Annotated in this window: 40 protein-coding genes; 37 read left to right on the top strand and 3 right to left on the bottom strand. The window is 29.2% G+C overall.

Annotation, left to right across the window (positions count from 1 at the left end):
* The first annotated feature begins 49 nt into the window (after positions 1-49).
* The 15 genes from KDN24_RS15870 to KDN24_RS15800 all read left to right on the top strand — a co-directional run bounded on the left by KDN24_RS15870 (position 50) and on the right by KDN24_RS15800 (position 8,039).
* Entirely contained in the window at positions 50-286 is a 237-nt protein-coding gene (locus KDN24_RS15870; RefSeq protein WP_409971686.1) for a hypothetical protein, read from the top strand.
* Between the two features lie 120 nt (positions 287-406).
* The gene (locus tag KDN24_RS15865; RefSeq protein ID WP_409971687.1) at positions 407-574 is read left to right on the top strand and encodes a hypothetical protein; all 168 of its coding nucleotides are present in this window, start codon (positions 407-409) and stop codon (positions 572-574) included.
* Between the two features lie 109 nt (positions 575-683).
* Positions 684-1,172 (top strand): hypothetical protein, encoded by a 489-nt coding sequence (locus KDN24_RS15860; protein ID WP_409971688.1) that lies wholly within the window; start codon positions 684-686, stop codon positions 1,170-1,172.
* Positions 1,173-1,210: 38 nt separating this feature from the next.
* Entirely contained in the window at positions 1,211-1,627 is a 417-nt protein-coding gene (locus KDN24_RS15855; protein WP_409971689.1) for a hypothetical protein, read from the top strand.
* 117 nt (positions 1,628-1,744) lie between these two features.
* Positions 1,745-2,014 (top strand): hypothetical protein, encoded by a 270-nt coding sequence (locus KDN24_RS15850; RefSeq protein ID WP_409971690.1) that lies wholly within the window; start codon positions 1,745-1,747, stop codon positions 2,012-2,014.
* Positions 2,015-2,119: 105 nt separating this feature from the next.
* Positions 2,120-2,257 (top strand): hypothetical protein, encoded by a 138-nt coding sequence (locus KDN24_RS15845; RefSeq protein WP_409971691.1) that lies wholly within the window; start codon positions 2,120-2,122, stop codon positions 2,255-2,257.
* A gap of 82 nt (positions 2,258-2,339) precedes the next feature.
* Complete coding sequence (locus tag KDN24_RS15840; RefSeq protein ID WP_409971692.1) at positions 2,340-2,540, top strand: hypothetical protein; 201 nt, start codon at positions 2,340-2,342, stop codon at positions 2,538-2,540.
* Positions 2,541-2,634: 94 nt separating this feature from the next.
* A complete protein-coding gene (locus KDN24_RS15835; RefSeq protein WP_409971693.1) occupies positions 2,635-2,859 on the top strand; it encodes a hypothetical protein in 225 nt (74 codons plus the stop codon).
* A 92-nt stretch (positions 2,860-2,951) separates the two neighbouring features.
* Positions 2,952-3,398, top strand: a complete 447-nt coding sequence (locus KDN24_RS15830; RefSeq protein WP_409971694.1) for a hypothetical protein — start codon at positions 2,952-2,954, stop codon at positions 3,396-3,398.
* 175 nt (positions 3,399-3,573) lie between these two features.
* A complete protein-coding gene (gene lepB / locus KDN24_RS15825) occupies positions 3,574-4,194 on the top strand; it encodes a signal peptidase I (RefSeq protein ID WP_409971695.1) in 621 nt (206 codons plus the stop codon).
* Positions 4,195-4,400: 206 nt separating this feature from the next.
* On the top strand, positions 4,401-6,242 hold the full coding sequence (locus KDN24_RS15820; RefSeq protein ID WP_491348071.1) for an LPD25 domain-containing protein: 1,842 nt from the start codon (positions 4,401-4,403) through the stop codon (positions 6,240-6,242).
* A gap of 117 nt (positions 6,243-6,359) precedes the next feature.
* Positions 6,360-6,749 carry a hypothetical protein gene (locus tag KDN24_RS15815; protein ID WP_409971697.1) on the top strand — a complete coding sequence of 130 codons (390 nt, stop codon included), beginning with the start codon at positions 6,360-6,362 and terminating at the stop codon, positions 6,747-6,749.
* A 55-nt stretch (positions 6,750-6,804) separates the two neighbouring features.
* The gene (locus tag KDN24_RS15810) at positions 6,805-7,134 is read left to right on the top strand and encodes a hypothetical protein (RefSeq protein ID WP_409971698.1); all 330 of its coding nucleotides are present in this window, start codon (positions 6,805-6,807) and stop codon (positions 7,132-7,134) included.
* A gap of 35 nt (positions 7,135-7,169) precedes the next feature.
* The gene (locus KDN24_RS15805) at positions 7,170-7,361 is read left to right on the top strand and encodes a hypothetical protein (RefSeq protein ID WP_409971699.1); all 192 of its coding nucleotides are present in this window, start codon (positions 7,170-7,172) and stop codon (positions 7,359-7,361) included.
* A gap of 51 nt (positions 7,362-7,412) precedes the next feature.
* Positions 7,413-8,039, top strand: coding sequence for a hypothetical protein (locus KDN24_RS15800; RefSeq protein ID WP_409971700.1), 627 nt, complete (start codon positions 7,413-7,415; stop codon positions 8,037-8,039).
* Between the two features lie 316 nt (positions 8,040-8,355).
* Here KDN24_RS15800 and KDN24_RS15795 read toward each other — a convergent pair whose 3' ends face one another.
* The 3 genes from KDN24_RS15795 to KDN24_RS15785 form a co-directional block, all read right to left on the bottom strand.
* Complete coding sequence (locus KDN24_RS15795) at positions 8,356-8,982, bottom strand: hypothetical protein (RefSeq protein ID WP_409971701.1); 627 nt, start codon at positions 8,980-8,982, stop codon at positions 8,356-8,358.
* A gap of 19 nt (positions 8,983-9,001) precedes the next feature.
* Positions 9,002-9,520: a matrixin family metalloprotease gene (locus KDN24_RS15790; protein WP_409971702.1), complete on the bottom strand. Its 519-nt coding sequence runs from the start codon at positions 9,518-9,520 to the stop codon at positions 9,002-9,004.
* A 154-nt stretch (positions 9,521-9,674) separates the two neighbouring features.
* On the bottom strand, positions 9,675-10,085 hold the full coding sequence (locus tag KDN24_RS15785; protein ID WP_409971703.1) for a hypothetical protein: 411 nt from the start codon (positions 10,083-10,085) through the stop codon (positions 9,675-9,677).
* A gap of 343 nt (positions 10,086-10,428) precedes the next feature.
* Here KDN24_RS15785 and KDN24_RS15780 point away from each other — a divergent pair, with 343 nt between their 5' ends.
* The 22 genes from KDN24_RS15780 (at position 10,429) to KDN24_RS15675 (ending at position 18,027) form a co-directional block, all read left to right on the top strand.
* Positions 10,429-10,644, top strand: coding sequence for a hypothetical protein (locus KDN24_RS15780; protein ID WP_409971704.1), 216 nt, complete (start codon positions 10,429-10,431; stop codon positions 10,642-10,644).
* Between the two features lie 60 nt (positions 10,645-10,704).
* A complete protein-coding gene (locus KDN24_RS15775) occupies positions 10,705-11,007 on the top strand; it encodes a hypothetical protein (RefSeq protein ID WP_409971705.1) in 303 nt (100 codons plus the stop codon).
* A gap of 36 nt (positions 11,008-11,043) precedes the next feature.
* Complete coding sequence (locus tag KDN24_RS15770) at positions 11,044-11,238, top strand: hypothetical protein (RefSeq protein WP_409971706.1); 195 nt, start codon at positions 11,044-11,046, stop codon at positions 11,236-11,238.
* A gap of 43 nt (positions 11,239-11,281) precedes the next feature.
* Positions 11,282-11,515 carry a hypothetical protein gene (locus KDN24_RS15765; protein WP_409971707.1) on the top strand — a complete coding sequence of 78 codons (234 nt, stop codon included), beginning with the start codon at positions 11,282-11,284 and terminating at the stop codon, positions 11,513-11,515.
* Between the two features lie 36 nt (positions 11,516-11,551).
* Positions 11,552-11,797, top strand: a complete 246-nt coding sequence (locus tag KDN24_RS15760; protein WP_409971708.1) for a hypothetical protein — start codon at positions 11,552-11,554, stop codon at positions 11,795-11,797.
* Positions 11,798-11,833: 36 nt separating this feature from the next.
* On the top strand, positions 11,834-12,049 hold the full coding sequence (locus KDN24_RS15755; RefSeq protein ID WP_409971709.1) for a hypothetical protein: 216 nt from the start codon (positions 11,834-11,836) through the stop codon (positions 12,047-12,049).
* A gap of 117 nt (positions 12,050-12,166) precedes the next feature.
* Positions 12,167-12,625 (top strand): hypothetical protein, encoded by a 459-nt coding sequence (locus KDN24_RS15750; protein WP_409971710.1) that lies wholly within the window; start codon positions 12,167-12,169, stop codon positions 12,623-12,625.
* 22 nt (positions 12,626-12,647) lie between these two features.
* Positions 12,648-12,863 (top strand): hypothetical protein, encoded by a 216-nt coding sequence (locus tag KDN24_RS15745; RefSeq protein ID WP_409971711.1) that lies wholly within the window; start codon positions 12,648-12,650, stop codon positions 12,861-12,863.
* Between the two features lie 112 nt (positions 12,864-12,975).
* On the top strand, positions 12,976-13,326 hold the full coding sequence (locus tag KDN24_RS15740) for a type II toxin-antitoxin system PemK/MazF family toxin (RefSeq protein WP_409971851.1): 351 nt from the start codon (positions 12,976-12,978) through the stop codon (positions 13,324-13,326).
* A gap of 251 nt (positions 13,327-13,577) precedes the next feature.
* Positions 13,578-13,814, top strand: a complete 237-nt coding sequence (locus tag KDN24_RS15735; RefSeq protein WP_409971712.1) for a YodN-related protein — start codon at positions 13,578-13,580, stop codon at positions 13,812-13,814.
* 34 nt (positions 13,815-13,848) lie between these two features.
* On the top strand, positions 13,849-14,109 hold the full coding sequence (locus KDN24_RS15730; protein WP_409971713.1) for a hypothetical protein: 261 nt from the start codon (positions 13,849-13,851) through the stop codon (positions 14,107-14,109).
* Between the two features lie 46 nt (positions 14,110-14,155).
* Entirely contained in the window at positions 14,156-14,545 is a 390-nt protein-coding gene (locus tag KDN24_RS15725) for a hypothetical protein (RefSeq protein ID WP_409971714.1), read from the top strand.
* 50 nt (positions 14,546-14,595) lie between these two features.
* A complete protein-coding gene (locus KDN24_RS15720; RefSeq protein WP_409971715.1) occupies positions 14,596-14,859 on the top strand; it encodes a DUF7446 family protein in 264 nt (87 codons plus the stop codon).
* Between the two features lie 249 nt (positions 14,860-15,108).
* Positions 15,109-15,579 (top strand): hypothetical protein, encoded by a 471-nt coding sequence (locus KDN24_RS15715; RefSeq protein ID WP_409971716.1) that lies wholly within the window; start codon positions 15,109-15,111, stop codon positions 15,577-15,579.
* A 32-nt stretch (positions 15,580-15,611) separates the two neighbouring features.
* Positions 15,612-15,779, top strand: a complete 168-nt coding sequence (locus KDN24_RS15710) for a hypothetical protein (protein ID WP_409971717.1) — start codon at positions 15,612-15,614, stop codon at positions 15,777-15,779.
* A 23-nt stretch (positions 15,780-15,802) separates the two neighbouring features.
* On the top strand, positions 15,803-16,138 hold the full coding sequence (locus KDN24_RS15705) for a hypothetical protein (RefSeq protein WP_491348070.1): 336 nt from the start codon (positions 15,803-15,805) through the stop codon (positions 16,136-16,138).
* A 44-nt stretch (positions 16,139-16,182) separates the two neighbouring features.
* Positions 16,183-16,311: a hypothetical protein gene (locus KDN24_RS15700; protein WP_409971719.1), complete on the top strand. Its 129-nt coding sequence runs from the start codon at positions 16,183-16,185 to the stop codon at positions 16,309-16,311.
* Between the two features lie 71 nt (positions 16,312-16,382).
* Positions 16,383-16,706, top strand: a complete 324-nt coding sequence (locus KDN24_RS15695) for a hypothetical protein (protein ID WP_409971720.1) — start codon at positions 16,383-16,385, stop codon at positions 16,704-16,706.
* The gene (locus KDN24_RS15690; protein WP_409971721.1) at positions 16,687-17,076 is read left to right on the top strand and encodes a hypothetical protein; all 390 of its coding nucleotides are present in this window, start codon (positions 16,687-16,689) and stop codon (positions 17,074-17,076) included. Before KDN24_RS15695 ends, KDN24_RS15690 begins: the two co-directional genes overlap by 20 nt.
* A gap of 28 nt (positions 17,077-17,104) precedes the next feature.
* Positions 17,105-17,464, top strand: a complete 360-nt coding sequence (locus tag KDN24_RS15685; protein ID WP_409971722.1) for a beta barrel domain-containing protein — start codon at positions 17,105-17,107, stop codon at positions 17,462-17,464.
* Between the two features lie 37 nt (positions 17,465-17,501).
* Positions 17,502-17,708 (top strand): hypothetical protein, encoded by a 207-nt coding sequence (locus KDN24_RS15680; RefSeq protein WP_409971723.1) that lies wholly within the window; start codon positions 17,502-17,504, stop codon positions 17,706-17,708.
* 85 nt (positions 17,709-17,793) lie between these two features.
* Positions 17,794-18,027 (top strand): hypothetical protein, encoded by a 234-nt coding sequence (locus tag KDN24_RS15675; RefSeq protein WP_409971724.1) that lies wholly within the window; start codon positions 17,794-17,796, stop codon positions 18,025-18,027.
* Positions 18,028-18,222 lie beyond the last annotated feature (195 nt).

The following is an 18,222-nucleotide window of genomic DNA, read 5'->3' as shown; positions in this document are numbered from 1 at the left end:
AAACAATATTTTATAAACAAATTAAATTAACAATTAGGAGGATATCGTAATGAAAATGACTATAGACGAATTTATTAAAAGACAAGATGAATTTGAAGGCTATAAGATTAAATTTAAAGCAAAAAGAAAAGATGGAAGTGTTAATTATTTTGAAAGAATTGTGAATGATAAATTTTGTAAGCCCAGCGGAGATTTTTTTGAGATTTTAGAAGTTGAAATTTTAGAACATATCGGTATTACTACCTTAAAGATTAATGAAAATGGATTGATTGGATTAAAAAGGTAAGATAAAAAAATTAACAGTCGTGTGAGCGACTTAAAATAGACTTTAAGCTCACAGCGTCTAAGGGGTATAATCCTCTTAGGGTAGTATTTAAAAATTTGGCTTTACATAGGAGGAATTAAAATGTTTAATAAAAATGTTTGTTGGTGCGGAAAGAAAGCGGAATTTTCACATGTAGAAGAAACCCATACAAAATGGGATATCTACAGGTGTGAAGATAGGCATGAAAACTCCTACGGTATTGCTGAAGAATATGATCAAGAAGATTGGGGAACTATCGAAAAAGCTTAACAGTCTTCTGGAGGACTATAAACCGCATTAAGTCCGAAGCGTTTAGAGGGTGTCAAAACCTTCTAAGGTTACAATATAATAATTAAATTAAAAATAGGGAGAAAAAGAAATGACTAGAGAAAAAATTCAAATGACAAGTGAAGTGGTAACTAAAAATCAAATTGATATTGCGGCAACTCACGTTCAAACAATATTTTGCAGAATGCATAGAATACAATATCCTAACCTTTCCACACTTGAAAAAGAAGTTAAGCAATTAAGAAAAGATTTAAAAGAACAAAAGGTTAAATTAAATAAAACTGACACTTTAAAAACACTAAAAGAGCAAAAACAAGCATATATTGAAATGGTAGATGATTATAATGATACATTTGATAAGCTTGTAGAGGCTTGGAAGAAGAAGCTAGAAGATGGAGTTTATACTGGATACACAGATGATGAGTATATGAATAATGTAATTAGACCATTAAGAAACAAATTAATTGAAATGGACTATCAAACATCATTATTAAATAGAATTAAATCAATTGAAAGAAAAGTAAATGAAACTAAAAATGAAATTATTTGCGGTACAAAATACATAAGCATTGCAATATAATTAAGGAAGAATTCCCCTAATGTATGGATGTTTCCAGAATGAGAAAAATTAAAGTTGAATGTGATAATTGTAGCAAGGGAAAAACTAAATACTATCATATTGAAGAGGGAATATGCTTCAAATGTAGAGGCGCAGGCTTTCTTTTCTTAGACGAAAACAAACTAAAAGAGATTGAGCAGAAAGAAGAAGTATCAACTGAATATAGAAAACAAGTGGAAGCGTATCAAAATGAAAAAAGAATAAAGCAAGAACCACAAAACAATTACACTGAAACAATGTATTCATTCAGAAATAGAAACGAATCAAAAATGACAGAATGGGAATATAATTTCATTTCTGACTTATCCGACAAACAATTTATGAGATTATCCGACAAACAAAAGTATTTATTATTTAAAATTACAGATAAATTTGATTCAAAGTTAAAAGAAATAATAGAAGGATTCTTTAAGTAAACATCCCCATTTCACAATAAAAAATAAATTTATTGATATATGAAATATTGTTATTTAAGTCTAATGACAATGTATAATATTTACAATGAACCAAAAACAATAGGGAGAGTGATCTCAATGTTAGAAATATTAAATAATAGAAAAGAAGTACAAAGTTATGTCGCTAAAAAATATGTCAATAATGCTGATACACAAAAACAAATTAAACACCTATTTGAATTATCTAAAAATGAGAATACGAGTAATAACATAAGATTAATTAATTTTATCGCAGACATGTACCGTGATTTAATATGGGACTGTGGATATTCTGAAAATGAAGTTGCTTTTATGGAAATAGAGTTAGATCAATTCGTTAATGATTGTATTGGTATTCATAGCTGCTGATAGGTTTGAATTAACAATAAAGGATGCCTAGTCTATTAACTGGGCATTTGAATAAAATAGAACATTTATAAAGAATAATTAAATAAACTTTAAGAGGTTGATAATATGAAAAAGTATAAATGTGAAAAATGCGGAAAGTTTATTTCTGATGAAGAAGGTGTGACCGCATTATGTGGTACTTGGGTATGTGACCATGATAGCTGTAGATCATTAGACAATAGCAATGACGCAACACTAAAGTAATATACAACCATCCAAGATAGATTTTTATAAATACATAAATAACCTAAAATATCATTATGGGAAATCTACGGAGGAATATAAATTGTATATGCTAGAACGTTCGGAATCCTATGTAGTGCCAACAGAAATAACTAAAAATAGAACATGTCAAACTGTGAGATGGAAGCAGGTTGCAATATCAGACAGCATAGAAGCACTTAAGGAAATTAAACAACCACATATGAGAATTATTGATTGGAATACTTTAAAAGTTATTATCGATGCAGAATTATTTTTTAAATAAATTAAATTAATATTGACTATTTTTATTTATTTTTGTTATACTAAAATTACATGATAAAATTAAATTAATAAATGCAATAAAAGGAAGTGGTAAAATGATTAATTACGAAACTTGGTATAATGATGAAGAGCAAATTTATAATGGAACAAGTAAACATGAATTAATCAATGAGATAAAAGATTTTATTGATGGTAGATTTAGTGTAGATGAGGATAAATATTTCACAGATGTTGTTTCAGAGGATGAAATAGATCAGTTAGATGAAAAAGCTTTAAGTAAAATAAATATAAAACTATACTTTGCTAGATGGACAGCATAAAATAATCGGGACAGTTGTCAAAGGTAGATTGTTATATTTACATAAATAACCTAGAATAAAAATTAATAGAAATATCTGGGGAGGAATAGAAAATGAATGCACTGATGTCTAGAGAAGAAATGATTAAAAAATATGCTAACGGTGAGCGTGAAGAGAATTACATATACAATTTATCTGATGAAGTTTATGAGCAAGTTGCAGATGCAATTGAATTTATGGAAGGCGATCAAAACACGGTTACATTTATGGATATTATGGAGCAAGCAATGGTTACATGTATTCATAAGTTCGATTTCAGAACTAAAGATATGATTGAATTTCGATTCCCTAAAGTAAATTATGAAATGATGCATTTTAGCAGTTCCAATTGTGACTATGAGATCGAAAAGGACAGTGAAGGATATGTAGTTTTTAAAATTAGTATGACACCAGAACAACATATGATTATGACTTTACTGGATACATTAGAAGACTTCGAAGAATATTTTTACACTGAAGCAATAGCCGATAGATTTGAATTAATAGTAAAAGATAATTAGGCAGCCATCAAAGGCTGTCTTTTTCTTTAACTGTTTTCATAAAGTTTGTGGCTTTTAAGGATTAAAGTAAATGTAAAACAAATGGAAAATATTTCTTTATATATTATAATATATTTAGGAATTAAAAGCTAAAATGTGAAAAAGCGTAATTATTTATAGGAAAGGATGTTGATTAATGACAATCAAAAAGGTATTGAGCGAAGTTTTCAGTTGGAGTAAGGCACTTTTATTTGGACTAACAATCTCAATAATTGTTAGTGTGTTTATTATTCAACCTTTTACGGTTAGTGGAAGTTCTATGGAGCCAACGTTGGATGGGGAAGACCCTTATGATAAAGCCAAAATTGGAGATAAAGTTATTGTATATAAGGGAGGAGATATTCTAGGTAAAGAACCAAAATATAATGATATAGTAATCATAGATAGCCGAATCAATAATAAAAGGAACATAAAAGACAAAATTATTGAAAGTCCAATTGTTAATGTGATTTTTGGAGATAGTGATATTGATCAAAGGCTCTGGATTAAAAGGATAATCGGTGAAGAAGGAGATATTTTAGAATACAAAGATGGAAAGGTATATCGAAACGGGGAAGCGTTAATTGAAGATTACATAAAAGATGACATGGCATTTCCTTTTGAAAAAATAACTGTCCCAAAAAATCATGTTTTTGTTATGGGTGATAATAGAAATGGCAGTCGTGATAGTAGGGAAATAGGAGCAGTTCCAATTGATAATATTGTAGGTAAAGTTTTATTTAGAATTTACCCATTTGATAAAATAAGAAAATTTTAAGTCATATCATTCAGATATGGCTTTTTTATTTAAAATAAAATCACACTTTTAATAAGACTTATTTTCACTTTAAAATAGAAAATTTATTAAAAGAATAAGGTTTAAAATAATTAAATTAATATTGATTTATATTTAAAATGATGTATAATAGTAATTAAGAAAACTGTTATACATATTAAATTAATTATTTAAAGGAGTGTTCGAATATGACTAAAACTATTCAATTACAAGGTGTCGGAAGCGTTTCAGCAGTTGAGGCTTCAGAAATTCGTGAAGGTGATATGAGAATGTATAATTTTGGATCGCTTGAATTGGTAGTAAAGGTTATTGAGAAATCCTCTAAGACTTTAACATTGATAACATTTGACTCAGAAAGAGAAAATTATCATATATTCGATATTCGTAGAACAACACTTGTATGTATTGTGAAAAGCGATCAAGAAGTTTCAATGCACAAGCCAATGGAAATTAAAAATCGTAAAGGCGAAATGGTTGACGTATCAGAATACTTTCAAACTGATGAAAAGTTAAAAACCCCTGAAAAGAAAATTGAAGTAAAAGAAATTACTTTTTTATGGTCGGAATCTAATCAAGTAAAAGACAATACAACAGTTAAAACATTTGAAGAAGCTGAACAAATTATATTTAACATTGCTATTCATAAAGATACTGGCGGTTATGATAAGACACAATTTAAAATTACATGGGAAGACGGTCACACTTATACTGGTAGAATTGACGTTCTTTCTAGCCATACGAGCGGACAGGAATTAAAGAAACATATTGAAAATCATTGTACATTTTTCGCAGGTGAGAGAAAAGGTTATCATGTAACTATGGAAGATTATGAAAATACTTTAAGAGCTTATGGAATTACTGAAGACGATAAGAAGGAATATAGATTATTTTTAGATACTTATATGTTAGAAGATGTTAATAAAGAAAAATTTCAACAGACAATCGTTGAGGAAAATGAAACGATTAAAGAGTCATTAGAAACGAATCAAAGTAAATTAAATAAATATAATGAAACACAAATATCAGAATCAGTAGAAAATGCCAAAGAAAACACAGTAACATACATAACAGGCACAGGAACAAAAGGTAACGGAATTGAAGTAAAATTTAGTGAAAAACCATCTGAGGAACTGAGAAATGCAATGAAAGCTAATGGGTATAAATGGGGAGGGAAAAACCGTCCTTCTATCTGGTGGGCAATTTTAACAGATGAAACTATTTCCCTTGCTAAACAATTAACAGGGGAGGAGCAACAAGAAAATGCTATAACAGGCGCAGAAGATTCGAACGGGCAAAAATATGAATATCCAGAAGTTGAAATTGATGATTCTACTAACGAAAAATATAATATTCCTCAATCTATCCAAGATCAAGAACATGACGCAAATTGGATATTTAGACAATCTAAAACGGATCATAATAAAGAAATACAATCTATTTTTTCACATTATACAAATGAAGTTAAAAAGATTGTAAATGAGTTAGAAAATGATTATTACATATATAAAATAAAATCAGCTTTACAGAGCTTCAAAAAGAAATACCATAATGCATATGTTAAATGGTTATCTGCAAAAGGTGCACAACCTCATTGGGCAGTTTCGGGACGTGGAAATTTATCCAAGAGTAGATATGACAAAATAGCAAGTAGACAAGATAAATGGATGTTTGAACTTGTAGGACTTCCAGAGGAATTAAAGAATACTATTTCATATTACAAAAATAAGGCTAGAAAAGACAAAGAAAACAAGTTAAAAGAGCAATTACAAAAAGAATTAAAGCAGCATTTGCCAGATTTAACATTTAAAACTACAACAAAAGAAGTGGATATTTACGGAAATGGTAGTAAAGTAAAAAGTCGAATTTATGAATGTGAAGGCTATTTTACCTTGAGGGCTTGGGGAGCGTTTAGAGTTTATGAATCTGCAACAGGTAAAGAATTATGGTCAGCTAAATCAAATGGAACGCTTAAAGATGCAAAAGCCTATATTTCTATATTAGTCAAAAAAGATCGTCAAGAGGCAATTTAAAAATAATTAAACTATGAAGGTATGTGAATTGACGAACTAGTCCTATACCTAGCTAAAACTCATATAACAGCGAGTCATTTTTCGAGCTGGCTATTTCTAAAAAAAGGGAATTTCATAATGAAAAGTAAAATGTTTTCAAGTTCCAGTGGAATGGAGCTAATAATTAAAAATAGAAAGTCAGCAGTGATTTTCGAAATGAATCATAATCAACTGAACAGTGAACATGGAGTTACATTTGAATTTACACCTAATGAATTTAATGAATTATATAAATATCTTGAAACTATCTCTCATGAGTCTTGGGCTAATTTTTCACCTAAAGAAGCTGATAGTCTTGGAGCTGACTATTATGAGTATTATGACAGAGAACTTGATAATAATGGCTATTTAAGAGTTCGAGAAAATGAATTAATAATTGAAAGACCATTTTTAGAAAGTAACAAGTTGTACCAATTTAACAAAAGAAAAATGGAGTCGTTCATTTATGACTTTAAGAAAATTATATAAATATGTAAGAATGGATTTTTAAGTAAAATACACATTTTAAAAGGAGATTGAGATTATGAGTAAAAGCGTAAAAGTTATTCTAAGTAAAAATCACGGTTTCTTTGAGCCGAATAGAGAGTATCAAGAACTACTTAGGAAAAAAGGAATGAGTTGGTGGGAATTAAAAGCAAGAACAGATCTAGAGATTATTGGATTTATTGAACAAAATCGACTTGGGAATATTAATGTTTTTCAAGTAGGAAAAGAATATTATCAATATGCTTCAATTGTAGAAATAGACACTACAAAGCCTTGGACAATAGAGGAATACGACGGAGCTGAATATATTAAATACATAGAATACGAGGTTTTAGATGAAAAATTAAACTACTGTAAATTTCTTTAAAAACTCTGATTTATTAAGAAAGGAGGAGAAATTCAATGTACATAGAAGGCGACATTTTTAAAATAGACAATAAAGAATACAGACTTAGGCTTATAAATGATTTAAGAGGATGTTGGCTAGAACCAGTACTAAGTAGAAATAAGGCTGTTTGCGTAACTGGAGGTCTAAATTTAGGCTGCAATTACAAAGAATTAAATGATTTAGAATTTCTTAATGTACGGTATTAAAATGAAACCAGTGTTTTATTAATTAAATAAATTTATATTGGAGTTGAAAAGGTGGATATTGAACAAGTTATAAAGATTGGACAAGAGATATCTAAGCCAAATTTTCCTTGGTATTCAGAATTTACATTTGGCTTGTGGTCATTTATTTTATTTGCAATATTCATTGGAATTGCTCTTATTTTGTGGGGATACTCTGATTTAGGAATCGGTAGAGGGATCATAGGCGTGTTTTTATTTTTTATCTCGTTTATTGTTTTCATGGGAACTGTCAGCAAAGCATGGGTAAAAGAAGATGAAATTTTTAATATTAAAGTAATTGAATGGGAAAATGAGTATGTAAAGCCATTTATTGAATCTTTACCAAAGCAGAAGAAAGAAATAATCTACATAAAAATTGATCCAGAATTAAGTCATGAAGTAACTGGTCAAGCATGGTGGGGAACAGGTTACACACGCAGCACGGCAGTAGAAAGAACGCCTTTAACAGTTTCATATAAGGATAAAGGTATAGTAACTAAAACAAGTTGGTACGAGGCTTATATGGAGTTAACTGATGAAGAAAAGCCGTATGTTGAGTATCAGTATTTAGAAAAAGATTTAGGACATGGAATTAAAAAGGGAATATATAACACAAAGGTTCACTTACCCGAAAGTTATACGTTTACCGATATTAAATAAAGGAAGGTGAGTAAATGAGAGTTATAATAGATTCAATTCTTACACTATGTGAAATTTTATTTAAAGTAATTAAATACATATTATTTGACGTATGGAAACAACTGTATTCACGACTATTCATTTGTCAGTTAAAAGATCATGACTGGCATTTCATAGGCGGAGGATGGATTTTCACATCAAAGTATTCATTTAGGTGTAAACGATGTGGTAAACGTACCAATCATATAGGAAATAGGATTGCTAAGTTAGGATAAAATTCAGATTTGATTCTATATATGGGGCTAGTAAATTTTACTAGCCCCATATATTAAAACTACTATTTATCACTATATTTTTCTCTTACCTCATTGAAAAGATTAATAAATATATCTAAACTATCGTCATTTGAGTAACTATTGATTTGTCGAACTGCTTCTATTTCTTTAGTATTTAAAGGTACTTTCCCAAAAGTTACACCACGTGGAGAAAACATACCCTCATCTACTGGAATTAAAAATAAAATATATTCATTTTCATTAACCATGTTTTCATATCCATTTACACGGTACGTTGTGTTTGTTTCCTTATCATAGTATGCTGGTTCTGATATAATTATTTTATTTCCAGATTTAATTTGCTCATTGTTATCATTATTTTTATATACTTCATCAATATTAAATATTGTTTTCGTGTATCCGTTATTCACTGAGCCATCGATTTCAGATCTTGAAATTACAGCTCCTTCTTCCTCGATCTTTGAACCACGTACAATAATACTTGTCTCTTTTTCTAATTCTTTTAATGTTTCAAAAGAATGGGTCTTACCCTCAAAAATAACATCTTTTGGTGAAGCATTTTCTGCACCAACGACATCTTTGGCTTTAGAGAGTGGATTTCCAAAGGTAAAAATTAACATAATACTGGTTACTATAACAGATATAGCAACAATTGCAATTTTTTTCATTTCTTAAGCCTCCTCTTTTTTATTTGTATTTTGCTTTAACTCCATCTTTATCATCAGATAGAGGATAGTCCTTATCATTAAAATCATATTCCCTCATTACTGCTATAGAATTGTTGGCTTTTTGAGTGTGTGCAAGTCCTATAGCATGTCCAACTTCGTGAACTGCCGTTTCCTTTCGACGTGTTGAATTCAAATCTGTTCTCCAATTTTTATAAAAAGTAATATTTCCATTTCCCCTGTGTACTGCATAATTATCACTCCAAAGACTATCTACATATTCCATTTTTACATCTGCGCCCCCAGGCAAACTAACCTCTTTGGTAAATTCAATCTCTGGAAGAGTGTTCCATGCAGTTAACCCTCTTCTAATTTCGCTTGTTAATCCATAATCTGCAAAAACACCATGAATCCAATAATATGCATCTTTAGGCTCATATAGCTTACTAGAATTATGATTATAAGCGTTACCAGACTGTGGAATTAATGTTATAAGAACACCAAATCCTAATAGAGACATAAACACTTTTTTAATTTTCACTTATACTCCTCCTAATAATGATATTTATTTACATCTATGTTAAATAATACCAGTAAAACTATTAAAATAAAAGACTATTTTTTAAAAAGTTAGAAATACTTTCTGAATTAGTGTATTGAACATAAAAAAACGGACATCCTGAAAAAGGAAATCCTTATTTTATGTCTGAAAGATTAGTATCTGTTATTGCTTTATATAGTTTTGCTGACTCATCAGCATTTAAATGGACATATTTTGTATCTCCTTGAGTCACCTCAAGTGAATCTTTATTAGGGTTAATCCAAACAGAGTATAAGACTGGTTTTGCTTCAATATCTGGATTTACAAATTGAAAATAAAAAAGATAGTCAGCTTCTCTCTCCATTTCTGACTCCATTGTTTCCCATTTAACTTTATTGAGTATTTCTCTAACTATTGAAACTGTATTTGCTTTAGAAATTACATTGAAATCTTCATAATTTCCATTATCATTAAGCTTCTGAACATTTATATTTTGCTTATTTGAGCAGCTTGTAGTAATCAATATCAATAATATAAACACAAATATATTCTTAAATTTAAACATATGTAACCTCTTTTCCTTTTAATGATTAGACGTATTAAGTTCTTTCAAGTTTCATTTATATGTAAATATTTCCTCAAAATGGGTTTTGTTTTTATTTTGCCGATCATTAAATTCAAATTAAGCGTTGATATATTATAATTAAATTGATATAATGAAATTAAATAATTAAATTGATATAATTAAATTAAATAATTAAATGAATGGGGGAAGAAAATAAGTGCCTACATATGTAACTATTGTATTTCTTAAGGATAATGCAAATGTAGTTTCAAGAATTGTAAGATTATGTAGTTCTTGTTTAAAATCTCCCTTTTATAAGGTTGGGGAAAAAGGAGGTGACGAGATGGCGATGACTCTTTCTTGTGGATTTATTGACGGTGGAATACAATTAATTGGGAAAGATCTCAATGGAGACGAATTCATTGTAGAAGTAAATAATAATCTCTTTACGTTGATAGGCAAAAATTATCGTAGGTCATATATGCCAATGAAAATACTATTACAATACATGGAGGAAAGAGAAGAACTGTCAGTTGATTTATTAACTGGGCATCAATAAAACTTCTCATTTATTAAGAAAATATATAGCGAAGTATAGATTTAGATCGGAGTGAGTGTATTGAAAAAGCAAGAGCAGTTACAAATTATCAAAAAGGTTTTTGATATGAAAATTAGGCTAAAGAAAATGATGGATTGCGATCTTTTCCCTCATAAAGAACTATATGAGCCAACATATAATAGACTTCAAGAATTACATGATCTTTATATCAGTTGCCATGATAAGAAAAGAAAGAATGATGTGCTTATTGAATTAGAGCAAATAGAACTAAGATTAAGTTTTTTGATCCATGGCATAGATTTTAAAGTTAATGAATTTTTACAACTTAACAAGGAAATTAATAATAATTTAATAATACATTAAAACAAGTCTTTTACAATGAAAAGGAGGCAACGAGATATGTATAGATTATGCTGGATTCCTACTGGATGGAATACACCTGAAAGATTTAGAGGTGTACCACACTCTACTACTTTTGAAACATTAGAGCAATTGGAAAATGTAATGAAGAAATGTATTTTTAATGGTGAATGGGTAGAGGATGAAAAAGGGAATAAGATCGATATCGATCTTAGAGAAATCTGCTACAATTAAGATCTACAAAACAGATGTATTACATAGATAGGGAGGAATTATCATGAAGATAAAATGTGGAAGAGATGAATTTGAATTAAATGAAAAAGATATCATCATGTATAACGGAGCATGTTATCAATTATTAACTAGAGAAGTGCGGAATGGATGGCATAGTCATTCTCCTGTTTTGGCGAAAGCTAAAGCTGAAAAACTAATAAAAACTGGTGATTTAAAAGAGGTTAAGTTAGAGAAGTCCCCATATAAAGATAATAGTCTTATATATTATTCAATATAAAAAACAAGTATTTGATCGGGAGCAGGAGGAAAAAGAATGGTACGAAATCACGTTATATTAACTGACAAAGGATACATCAAGAATCCTTCAATACTCTCATATGAGGGCAAAGTAGAAATTAATAAAGTGAATTACACTGACAATTTACTAGAGGCAGCAGTTTTTTCAGAGAGTGATTATCAAGATGATAAATTAGCTTGGGAGGATTTTTGTGAAAAAGAATTATTTTTCTCCTTTCAATATTTAGAAATAGATTATCAAATAAAAGGAGAGATAGTATAAAACAGGTATTTTAATGTTAAAAAGGAGATGGATAATATGTTATTTAAAGTTGATACAGATCAAGATTTTTATGAAAAACTTAAAGCCTTAGAATTTAAATTAGGGAGCATTTCAGCGACATTCCAAAATCCTGATACCAAATTAAGCCCTGATGAATTTGGTAATTGGAATCAACATATAAATGAATTTAAAAAAGAAATGAATAAGTTATTTAAGGAAGCTAGTAATCGAATCACATTAAGTAAAGATTAATATAAAACGAATATTTTATGAGGAGCATTTTCATGGTTATTGAAACTACTACAGTAACAATTTCTGATATTCTTGTAGGATTAAACATTTTAGCGACTAGTTTTTTTTAGTTTTTTGTTGTGGAGAGCAACTGTAACTTCCAATAAAACTGCATTAGCAATAAAGGAAGCTGGAGAAAATGAGAAGCGTGCCATTGAAAACCAAAATAGATACCTAGTAAGATATAATCTATCTCAAATTGAAAATATTTTACTTTCTCATGGTATTGAAAGTGGGTTTCCACAGAATTCAAAATCGAATTTTGAAGAAGCAATGGCTCATATTAGAAACTTTGAATTAACTAATTTTTTTACAGCAGAAGAAATAAAGCATATTTTAGATTTTTTAACCTACCTAGAAAATGACTTCATGACTGTATTTAAAAAGGCAAGAGCATATAGCGTAAATCCATTGTATGCAAATGAAAAAGGATTTGAAACAATTAAAAGAGAACGTCAAGAGTACAATAAAGGAGAAGTACCTTTCGTTGAAGATGCTTTAAGTAAATTAGAGGAACTAAAATTTAAATTAAAATGACAATTTTAAGGGAGTGGACTTAATGAAACTACCAAGAGAGATTCAAGATGCAATTAGAAAGTCTGCAACAGCTTTTCAAATTGCAAGAGAATATGAAAAAGTAATAAGGGATTGGTTAGATGAACAAGGTTTAAATAATGATACAGTACATGATAACTGGATTGATCGTATCGAAATGGGACATGGTGATGATATAGGTTTTATTGATTTCTTAAAGAAGTATGACAAGGAAGACTAGATGATAAAATAACTATTTTTAAAAAAATAAACAAATATAGAAATAAATCTATCTTTTACCATTAACACATGTTATAATGATATTAATAATTAAATTAAACTAAGGAGAATTTATTGTGAAGCGTGGTGATGTATATTTAGCAGATTTAAGTCCTGTTGTTGGTTCAGAGCAAGGAGGAATGAGACCTTGTGTTGTAATTCAAAATAATATTGGAAATCGGTTCAGCCCTACTGTCATAATTGCAGCAATAACAAGTCAAATTGGAAAAGCGAAGTTACCTACTCATGTAGAAATTAGAGCGAATAGATTTGGATTTCCAAAGGACTCAGTAATACTAATGGAACAGTTAAGAACGATTGATAAGTCAAGACTGTCTGAAAAGTTAACGAGGCTTGATGAAGATATGATGAGTAAGATTGATTATTCAATAATGATCAGCTTAGGAATGGTTGACGGTTTTTAAATTAAAATGGGGTGAAATAGTGGGATATATGTTTACATTTTTGATTCTAACTATTTTGTTTTCTGGGATAGCAGCAGGATTATTTATTTTTGATGTAGATGTAAACGATTTGTTCAAAGTAAATAAAAATAATTAAACTAATAATGAATATTAAAATAAAAACTAATGAATTGTACATAACACCAAGAGCAATTATGGTTAGTGGATTTTGAAATACAATTCTAATTTTATAAAGAAAGAGGTAAACAGTAATGAATAATAAAGATAAAAGACCCTTCGAATCAATTATTTACGATCTTAATATCATTAATAAATATTTAATAGGGATGGATACTACAAAAGAATTCCAAGAAGAAAAAGAACATCATTCTATCGACATGTTACTTGACCAGTATAATGACTACATGACTTTATATAATATGTTTGCAGATGAAGAATATAAGGTTATGGCTGAAGAAGTATTGAATGAATTAAAGCAGATACATTAAAATGTGATATTTATAAGAAAAGGAGTTTTAAAAAATGACAAGTAAGCTACCTTATACAAAAGAAAAACCAAAGGCAACAGTAAAATATCGTCATCAATATGGTGACAGTCCTGAACATCCAATAAAAATTTATGACAATCATATTGTAATGTCTAGAGAGGGATTTCAAGATTTATTATTCGGTGCAAGAGAATATTATTTACTAGATGACATTTATAAAACGGTTGGTCAATTAAGAGATGGGAAGGTATATTACAGTTCACTGTATCCAAGTAGAAAATTAGGAGAATATTAATTTCTAAATATAATGCGACATTTATCATAAAAAGGAGAGTGAATATATGAATAATGATTACACAATTACACCACCAAAAGAGGGAGAACTGACTGAAAAAGGCTTCACAAAAAGAATTAAGATAAATGAAGGTGTTACAGTTAAGCAGCTTTTAGAATACGGATTTTCAAACAATCATAAATCAACGCTATACTTTATGAGAATGGTTGGGGATGATGAGTCATTTAGCCTAAAATTAGATAAAGAAAGTTTAAAAATAACTTCTATTGATATTTTGGATGAAAATTTTCTACAACCATATGACTATCAAAGTATATTAATGAAGAATAGACATCAAAAGTATGCTCAAGGTGTATTTGATAATGTAGATAAAATATTAGAGAAGCTCCAAAATGATGGAATTATAAATGGGTATCATCGTGGAATGTATGTGTAAATCAATTTAAAAATCTGAATTTATCAAGAAAATAGGGTGGTATTTACATAATGACCAATCATGCAAAGTTACTTTCGAATGCTTTTAAGGCTTTAGATGAACGTAGTCAAAATAAGTTGGAATTATCTTGCGCAGCTCACAATGGAAAGGTTTTTGCAGGAAAAGCTAAGAAAGGGATGTCTAATGATGATGGACATAAGGTAACAGATATAACAGAAAGTTTTTTAAGATGTGTAGCAAGATACTGTACAGAGGAAGTTGAGTTTGAAGTAGATGGAATGAAATTTAGGGCTACATGTGAAAGAATTGAATAATGGAAAGGACGAATGCTATGAGCGATTTCAAAGTATACGAAAATGAAATACCATCGACAATAACTTCATCTTTCTGCAATGGAAAAAGCAGCGTTTGCTAGAATGCTAACGAAGTTTGGTTTCGGTGTAAATGTTGCTGGAGACACCTTCCATAACTTATATAAACGAGGACTTTTTAAAGTCTATAATGAATATTTTACTAGTGAACATGAAAAAATACATGGGTATTGAGAAAAGGGGATGTAAATAATGGGCGTTGATACAGATGGACGTATAAGTAATAAACATGGTGTAAAAGATATTCAAAGAGCACTAAAGCATAAATTTAATATAAATAATAATATTTCAGACACTCACTCAAAAGATTACTATGTACTTTCATTTGATTACAAAGGTGAGAATAGAAATCTATCAGTTTTTGAAAATTATGTAGATGATTATGATGGGAAACCTGGAACACATATGAGTCTTGGAATGTGGGGATCATCCATTGAGTTAATGAGGGGTATCCTTGAAATGTATGGTGGAGAAATTAAAGAAAATGACTGTAGTGACGAATGGAAATACGTTTCGCCTTCGGATAAGATTCATTTATCAGAGGAGGAAATCTTGGAGGATAAGTTATTAACTAAATTGGAAGAGGAAGAAATAAGCTATACCACTAAAAAGGCAATAATTGAATATGTAAAGAATAACTTAGACTTTATAAAGTCTTTATAAAATATCCATTTTAATAGAGGTGTTTTTTGATTATGAATCATATTGAGTATGCGGTATGTATATTAAAAAATGACATTGAGATTAAAAAAGATTTACTTGAACAAGGACACCTTTTGCCCGAAACGGAAGAAATGATAATGGAAAACTTACAAAAACTATTTCGAGCAATTTCTGACATTCAAAAGTTAATAAATGATTGAGTTATTAAAAAGGAGAAAATAATATGAGCGAAACAGTGCATTATAAGGGAGCTTTAAGAAAGATAGAAAGATATGAAAATGAGAGCTTAGAAGAGCAGTGTAAGAGATTGTTAGATAATAAAGAGCTTCCATCTTACTTCGATACTTATGAAGAGTATCTTTTGGATGAGTGTTATAAAGAGATTACAGTTCAAGGTGGTATTGTTTATCATATAGAAAAAGAAGAATTAGATCCATACGATGAAATTTTTAATTCCTCTATTAAAGATAGTGGAGAAATTGAGTTTGAGGTTAGGTATTATAATGGCGGATGTAGTTTTAATGAAGCTATTGCAGAGGCAATAGAAAATATCAAATAAAAGATTGATTTTAAAAGCAGTGCATTCTATCGGTGGTGAAATAAATGACAGATAAAGAGAAACTAAGTAAAATAAATTTTCTATGCTTAACTCACATTGGAGATAAACATAGTTTAACAGAGGAGATTCAAAAGATTATTGCAAAGAAGAAAGTTAAGAAAGGAAACAAATGAACGATATAAATTGATATTTCTCCTTTGGGGTGAGATTATATTATTACCAATAATATACAGGAGAATTGCAAATGAAAACTGTTGCTGAACTAATGAGTAAATTTAAAGCCAATGATATTTTATTGTTTAATGCTGATAATCACAACGAAACTGATATTAGTTTCAATGGAACTGACAAACTAGACAAATTTATTGAGTTTATTAAATTGAATAACATTAAATACGCTTTTTATAGCTATGTAGAAGTGTCGAAGGAATCATTAATAGATTTAAATCTAATTACTGAAGAAGAGTATGATTTTGAATATAAAAGAATTAAAAAGGAAGCCAAAGAGTATAACAAAATGGTTGAGATGAATATCGGTAATTTGATTTTTGTCGAAGTATTTATATAATTTCAATCATGACGCCCTAAAAGTTGAATTATATTTACTAGATGATATTTATGCAGATGGCAGCTATGCCTTAGATGATATTACCGAAAGTTTTCTAGAAGCTAGAGAGTTCAATCAAATTGAAAGAGAGCAAGAATTATTGAGTGAAATTAGAAATGAAGAAAAAGAATATAGAAAAAGATTGATAGATAAGCTTTATAAATTACTAGAAACTGACAAGTTGTTTAACAGTATGTCATCAAAAGAAGGACGTACCATGAGGGCAACCGAGTTAGCAGCTAGTATTGGGCTACATGAAACAAAGACTAATATTGTTAGTTATATAGAAATATTTACAGCCAAAATGAAACTAAATGGAAAATTTCAATAAAAATATCTTTTAATAGGAGTTTAGTGAAATGGATGAACGAATTAAGGTTGGAACAAAAGTCTTTTTAAAACCAGTAAATAATGCAGCAAGATACGGAAATAAAGAAATAAAGAAATCCACAATATTAAAAGTTGGAAGAAAGTACTTCTTTGTTGGTTCAGAAGGAGCTATTAACCAAAGATGGATGACTAAATTTAATATTGAAGACTTACGACAAGTTACAGAGTATTCAGATGACTGGGAGCTGTATTTTTCTGAGCAAGAAATATTGAACGATGAAGAAATTGAAAAATTAAGTAAAGATATTAGATTGAAATTTGGTAGCTATGGAAAACTCGGATTAACATTAGATCAGTTAAGAAGAATCAAGCAAATCATATCTGAATAAATATTATATTATACTAAAATTATAAGGAGGAAGAAGCATGTTAAAAGTTATCATTCGTCACAATGCTTGGTCAGATGGGATTGAAATTGGAGAATTTCCACCAAGTGAAATTAAAAGTTTAGTAAAGTTAGTAGAAGAATTTGGTGTATTTACTGAAGAAGGAAATGAAGATTTATTGGATTATTCTTATGAAAGTTCTAGACTTAATTTAGATCAACAATATTTTGAAATTGTTGTAAGCTAAAAAATGACATATGAGCTAGAATTAATAAAATGAAAGATTCATAGTGAATACTAGAAAGATAAAGTGACATAGAAGGAATGGAACTATGGTGAACAAAAAAATGAAAATTGAAATAGATGTAGCGGAAGCAATTGAATTATTTTTAGACGATTGTGTGAGAGTTATGAAGTTTAGTATTGAACAAAGTAAAGCGGTTCTTGTAGCTGAACATTACGGGCAAGATTGGGCTAAATATGAGGAAGGTCAATATACAGCATTAAACAAGATATTAACATCTGATTTAATGAAGTGTTTAGTAAATTACTATGAAGTAATTTAATGCCGTAGTCCGAATTAAGAGTTCAGTGAGAATTTTTTTAAAATCCAAGTTTTAAAATAAAAATAAATTAATAGAATAAAAAAGTATTTGGCATAATTTTACACGCTTTGACTATCATTGATACAATAAATACTACACAAAATAGTAAAAAGGTAACGGGAACTATTCATATTGAAAACGGACATGTCGACCAAG

It is taken from the genome of Cytobacillus sp. Bva_UNVM-123 (assembly GCF_046351715.2).
In the GTDB taxonomy this organism is placed as follows: Bacteria; Bacillota; Bacilli; order Bacillales; family Cytobacillaceae; genus Cytobacillus.
Note: the sequence above shows the minus strand (reverse complement) of the source record. Positions and strands in the feature narration are given on the sequence as shown.

What these genes read in the sequence shown, in the direction of transcription:
- KDN24_RS15870 (WP_409971686.1), top strand. Translation starts at nt 50, where the DNA reads ATGAAAATGACTATAGACGAATTTATTAAAAGACAAGATGAATTTGAA.
- KDN24_RS15865 (WP_409971687.1), top strand. Translation starts at nt 407, where the DNA reads ATGTTTAATAAAAATGTTTGTTGGTGCGGAAAGAAAGCGGAATTTTCA.
- KDN24_RS15860 (WP_409971688.1), top strand. Translation starts at nt 684, where the DNA reads ATGACTAGAGAAAAAATTCAAATGACAAGTGAAGTGGTAACTAAAAAT.
- KDN24_RS15855 (WP_409971689.1), top strand. Translation starts at nt 1,211, where the DNA reads ATGAGAAAAATTAAAGTTGAATGTGATAATTGTAGCAAGGGAAAAACT.
- KDN24_RS15850 (WP_409971690.1), top strand. Translation starts at nt 1,745, where the DNA reads ATGTTAGAAATATTAAATAATAGAAAAGAAGTACAAAGTTATGTCGCT.
- KDN24_RS15845 (WP_409971691.1), top strand. Translation starts at nt 2,120, where the DNA reads ATGAAAAAGTATAAATGTGAAAAATGCGGAAAGTTTATTTCTGATGAA.
- KDN24_RS15835 (WP_409971693.1), top strand. Translation starts at nt 2,635, where the DNA reads ATGATTAATTACGAAACTTGGTATAATGATGAAGAGCAAATTTATAAT.
- KDN24_RS15830 (WP_409971694.1), top strand. Translation starts at nt 2,952, where the DNA reads ATGAATGCACTGATGTCTAGAGAAGAAATGATTAAAAAATATGCTAAC.
- lepB (WP_409971695.1), top strand. Translation starts at nt 3,574, where the DNA reads ATGACAATCAAAAAGGTATTGAGCGAAGTTTTCAGTTGGAGTAAGGCA.
- KDN24_RS15820 (WP_491348071.1), top strand. Translation starts at nt 4,401, where the DNA reads ATGACTAAAACTATTCAATTACAAGGTGTCGGAAGCGTTTCAGCAGTT.
- KDN24_RS15815 (WP_409971697.1), top strand. Translation starts at nt 6,360, where the DNA reads ATGAAAAGTAAAATGTTTTCAAGTTCCAGTGGAATGGAGCTAATAATT.
- KDN24_RS15810 (WP_409971698.1), top strand. Translation starts at nt 6,805, where the DNA reads ATGAGTAAAAGCGTAAAAGTTATTCTAAGTAAAAATCACGGTTTCTTT.
- KDN24_RS15805 (WP_409971699.1), top strand. Translation starts at nt 7,170, where the DNA reads ATGTACATAGAAGGCGACATTTTTAAAATAGACAATAAAGAATACAGA.
- KDN24_RS15795 (WP_409971701.1), bottom strand. Translation starts at nt 8,982, where the DNA reads ATGAAAAAAATTGCAATTGTTGCTATATCTGTTATAGTAACCAGTATT.
- KDN24_RS15785 (WP_409971703.1), bottom strand. Translation starts at nt 10,085, where the DNA reads ATGTTTAAATTTAAGAATATATTTGTGTTTATATTATTGATATTGATT.
- KDN24_RS15780 (WP_409971704.1), top strand. Translation starts at nt 10,429, where the DNA reads ATGGCGATGACTCTTTCTTGTGGATTTATTGACGGTGGAATACAATTA.
- KDN24_RS15770 (WP_409971706.1), top strand. Translation starts at nt 11,044, where the DNA reads ATGTATAGATTATGCTGGATTCCTACTGGATGGAATACACCTGAAAGA.
- KDN24_RS15765 (WP_409971707.1), top strand. Translation starts at nt 11,282, where the DNA reads ATGAAGATAAAATGTGGAAGAGATGAATTTGAATTAAATGAAAAAGAT.
- KDN24_RS15760 (WP_409971708.1), top strand. Translation starts at nt 11,552, where the DNA reads ATGGTACGAAATCACGTTATATTAACTGACAAAGGATACATCAAGAAT.
- KDN24_RS15755 (WP_409971709.1), top strand. Translation starts at nt 11,834, where the DNA reads ATGTTATTTAAAGTTGATACAGATCAAGATTTTTATGAAAAACTTAAA.
- KDN24_RS15745 (WP_409971711.1), top strand. Translation starts at nt 12,648, where the DNA reads ATGAAACTACCAAGAGAGATTCAAGATGCAATTAGAAAGTCTGCAACA.
- KDN24_RS15735 (WP_409971712.1), top strand. Translation starts at nt 13,578, where the DNA reads ATGAATAATAAAGATAAAAGACCCTTCGAATCAATTATTTACGATCTT.
- KDN24_RS15730 (WP_409971713.1), top strand. Translation starts at nt 13,849, where the DNA reads ATGACAAGTAAGCTACCTTATACAAAAGAAAAACCAAAGGCAACAGTA.
- KDN24_RS15725 (WP_409971714.1), top strand. Translation starts at nt 14,156, where the DNA reads ATGAATAATGATTACACAATTACACCACCAAAAGAGGGAGAACTGACT.
- KDN24_RS15720 (WP_409971715.1), top strand. Translation starts at nt 14,596, where the DNA reads ATGACCAATCATGCAAAGTTACTTTCGAATGCTTTTAAGGCTTTAGAT.
- KDN24_RS15715 (WP_409971716.1), top strand. Translation starts at nt 15,109, where the DNA reads ATGGGCGTTGATACAGATGGACGTATAAGTAATAAACATGGTGTAAAA.
- KDN24_RS15710 (WP_409971717.1), top strand. Translation starts at nt 15,612, where the DNA reads ATGAATCATATTGAGTATGCGGTATGTATATTAAAAAATGACATTGAG.
- KDN24_RS15705 (WP_491348070.1), top strand. Translation starts at nt 15,803, where the DNA reads ATGAGCGAAACAGTGCATTATAAGGGAGCTTTAAGAAAGATAGAAAGA.
- KDN24_RS15700 (WP_409971719.1), top strand. Translation starts at nt 16,183, where the DNA reads ATGACAGATAAAGAGAAACTAAGTAAAATAAATTTTCTATGCTTAACT.
- KDN24_RS15695 (WP_409971720.1), top strand. Translation starts at nt 16,383, where the DNA reads ATGAAAACTGTTGCTGAACTAATGAGTAAATTTAAAGCCAATGATATT.
- KDN24_RS15685 (WP_409971722.1), top strand. Translation starts at nt 17,105, where the DNA reads ATGGATGAACGAATTAAGGTTGGAACAAAAGTCTTTTTAAAACCAGTA.
- KDN24_RS15680 (WP_409971723.1), top strand. Translation starts at nt 17,502, where the DNA reads ATGTTAAAAGTTATCATTCGTCACAATGCTTGGTCAGATGGGATTGAA.
- KDN24_RS15675 (WP_409971724.1), top strand. Translation starts at nt 17,794, where the DNA reads ATGGTGAACAAAAAAATGAAAATTGAAATAGATGTAGCGGAAGCAATT.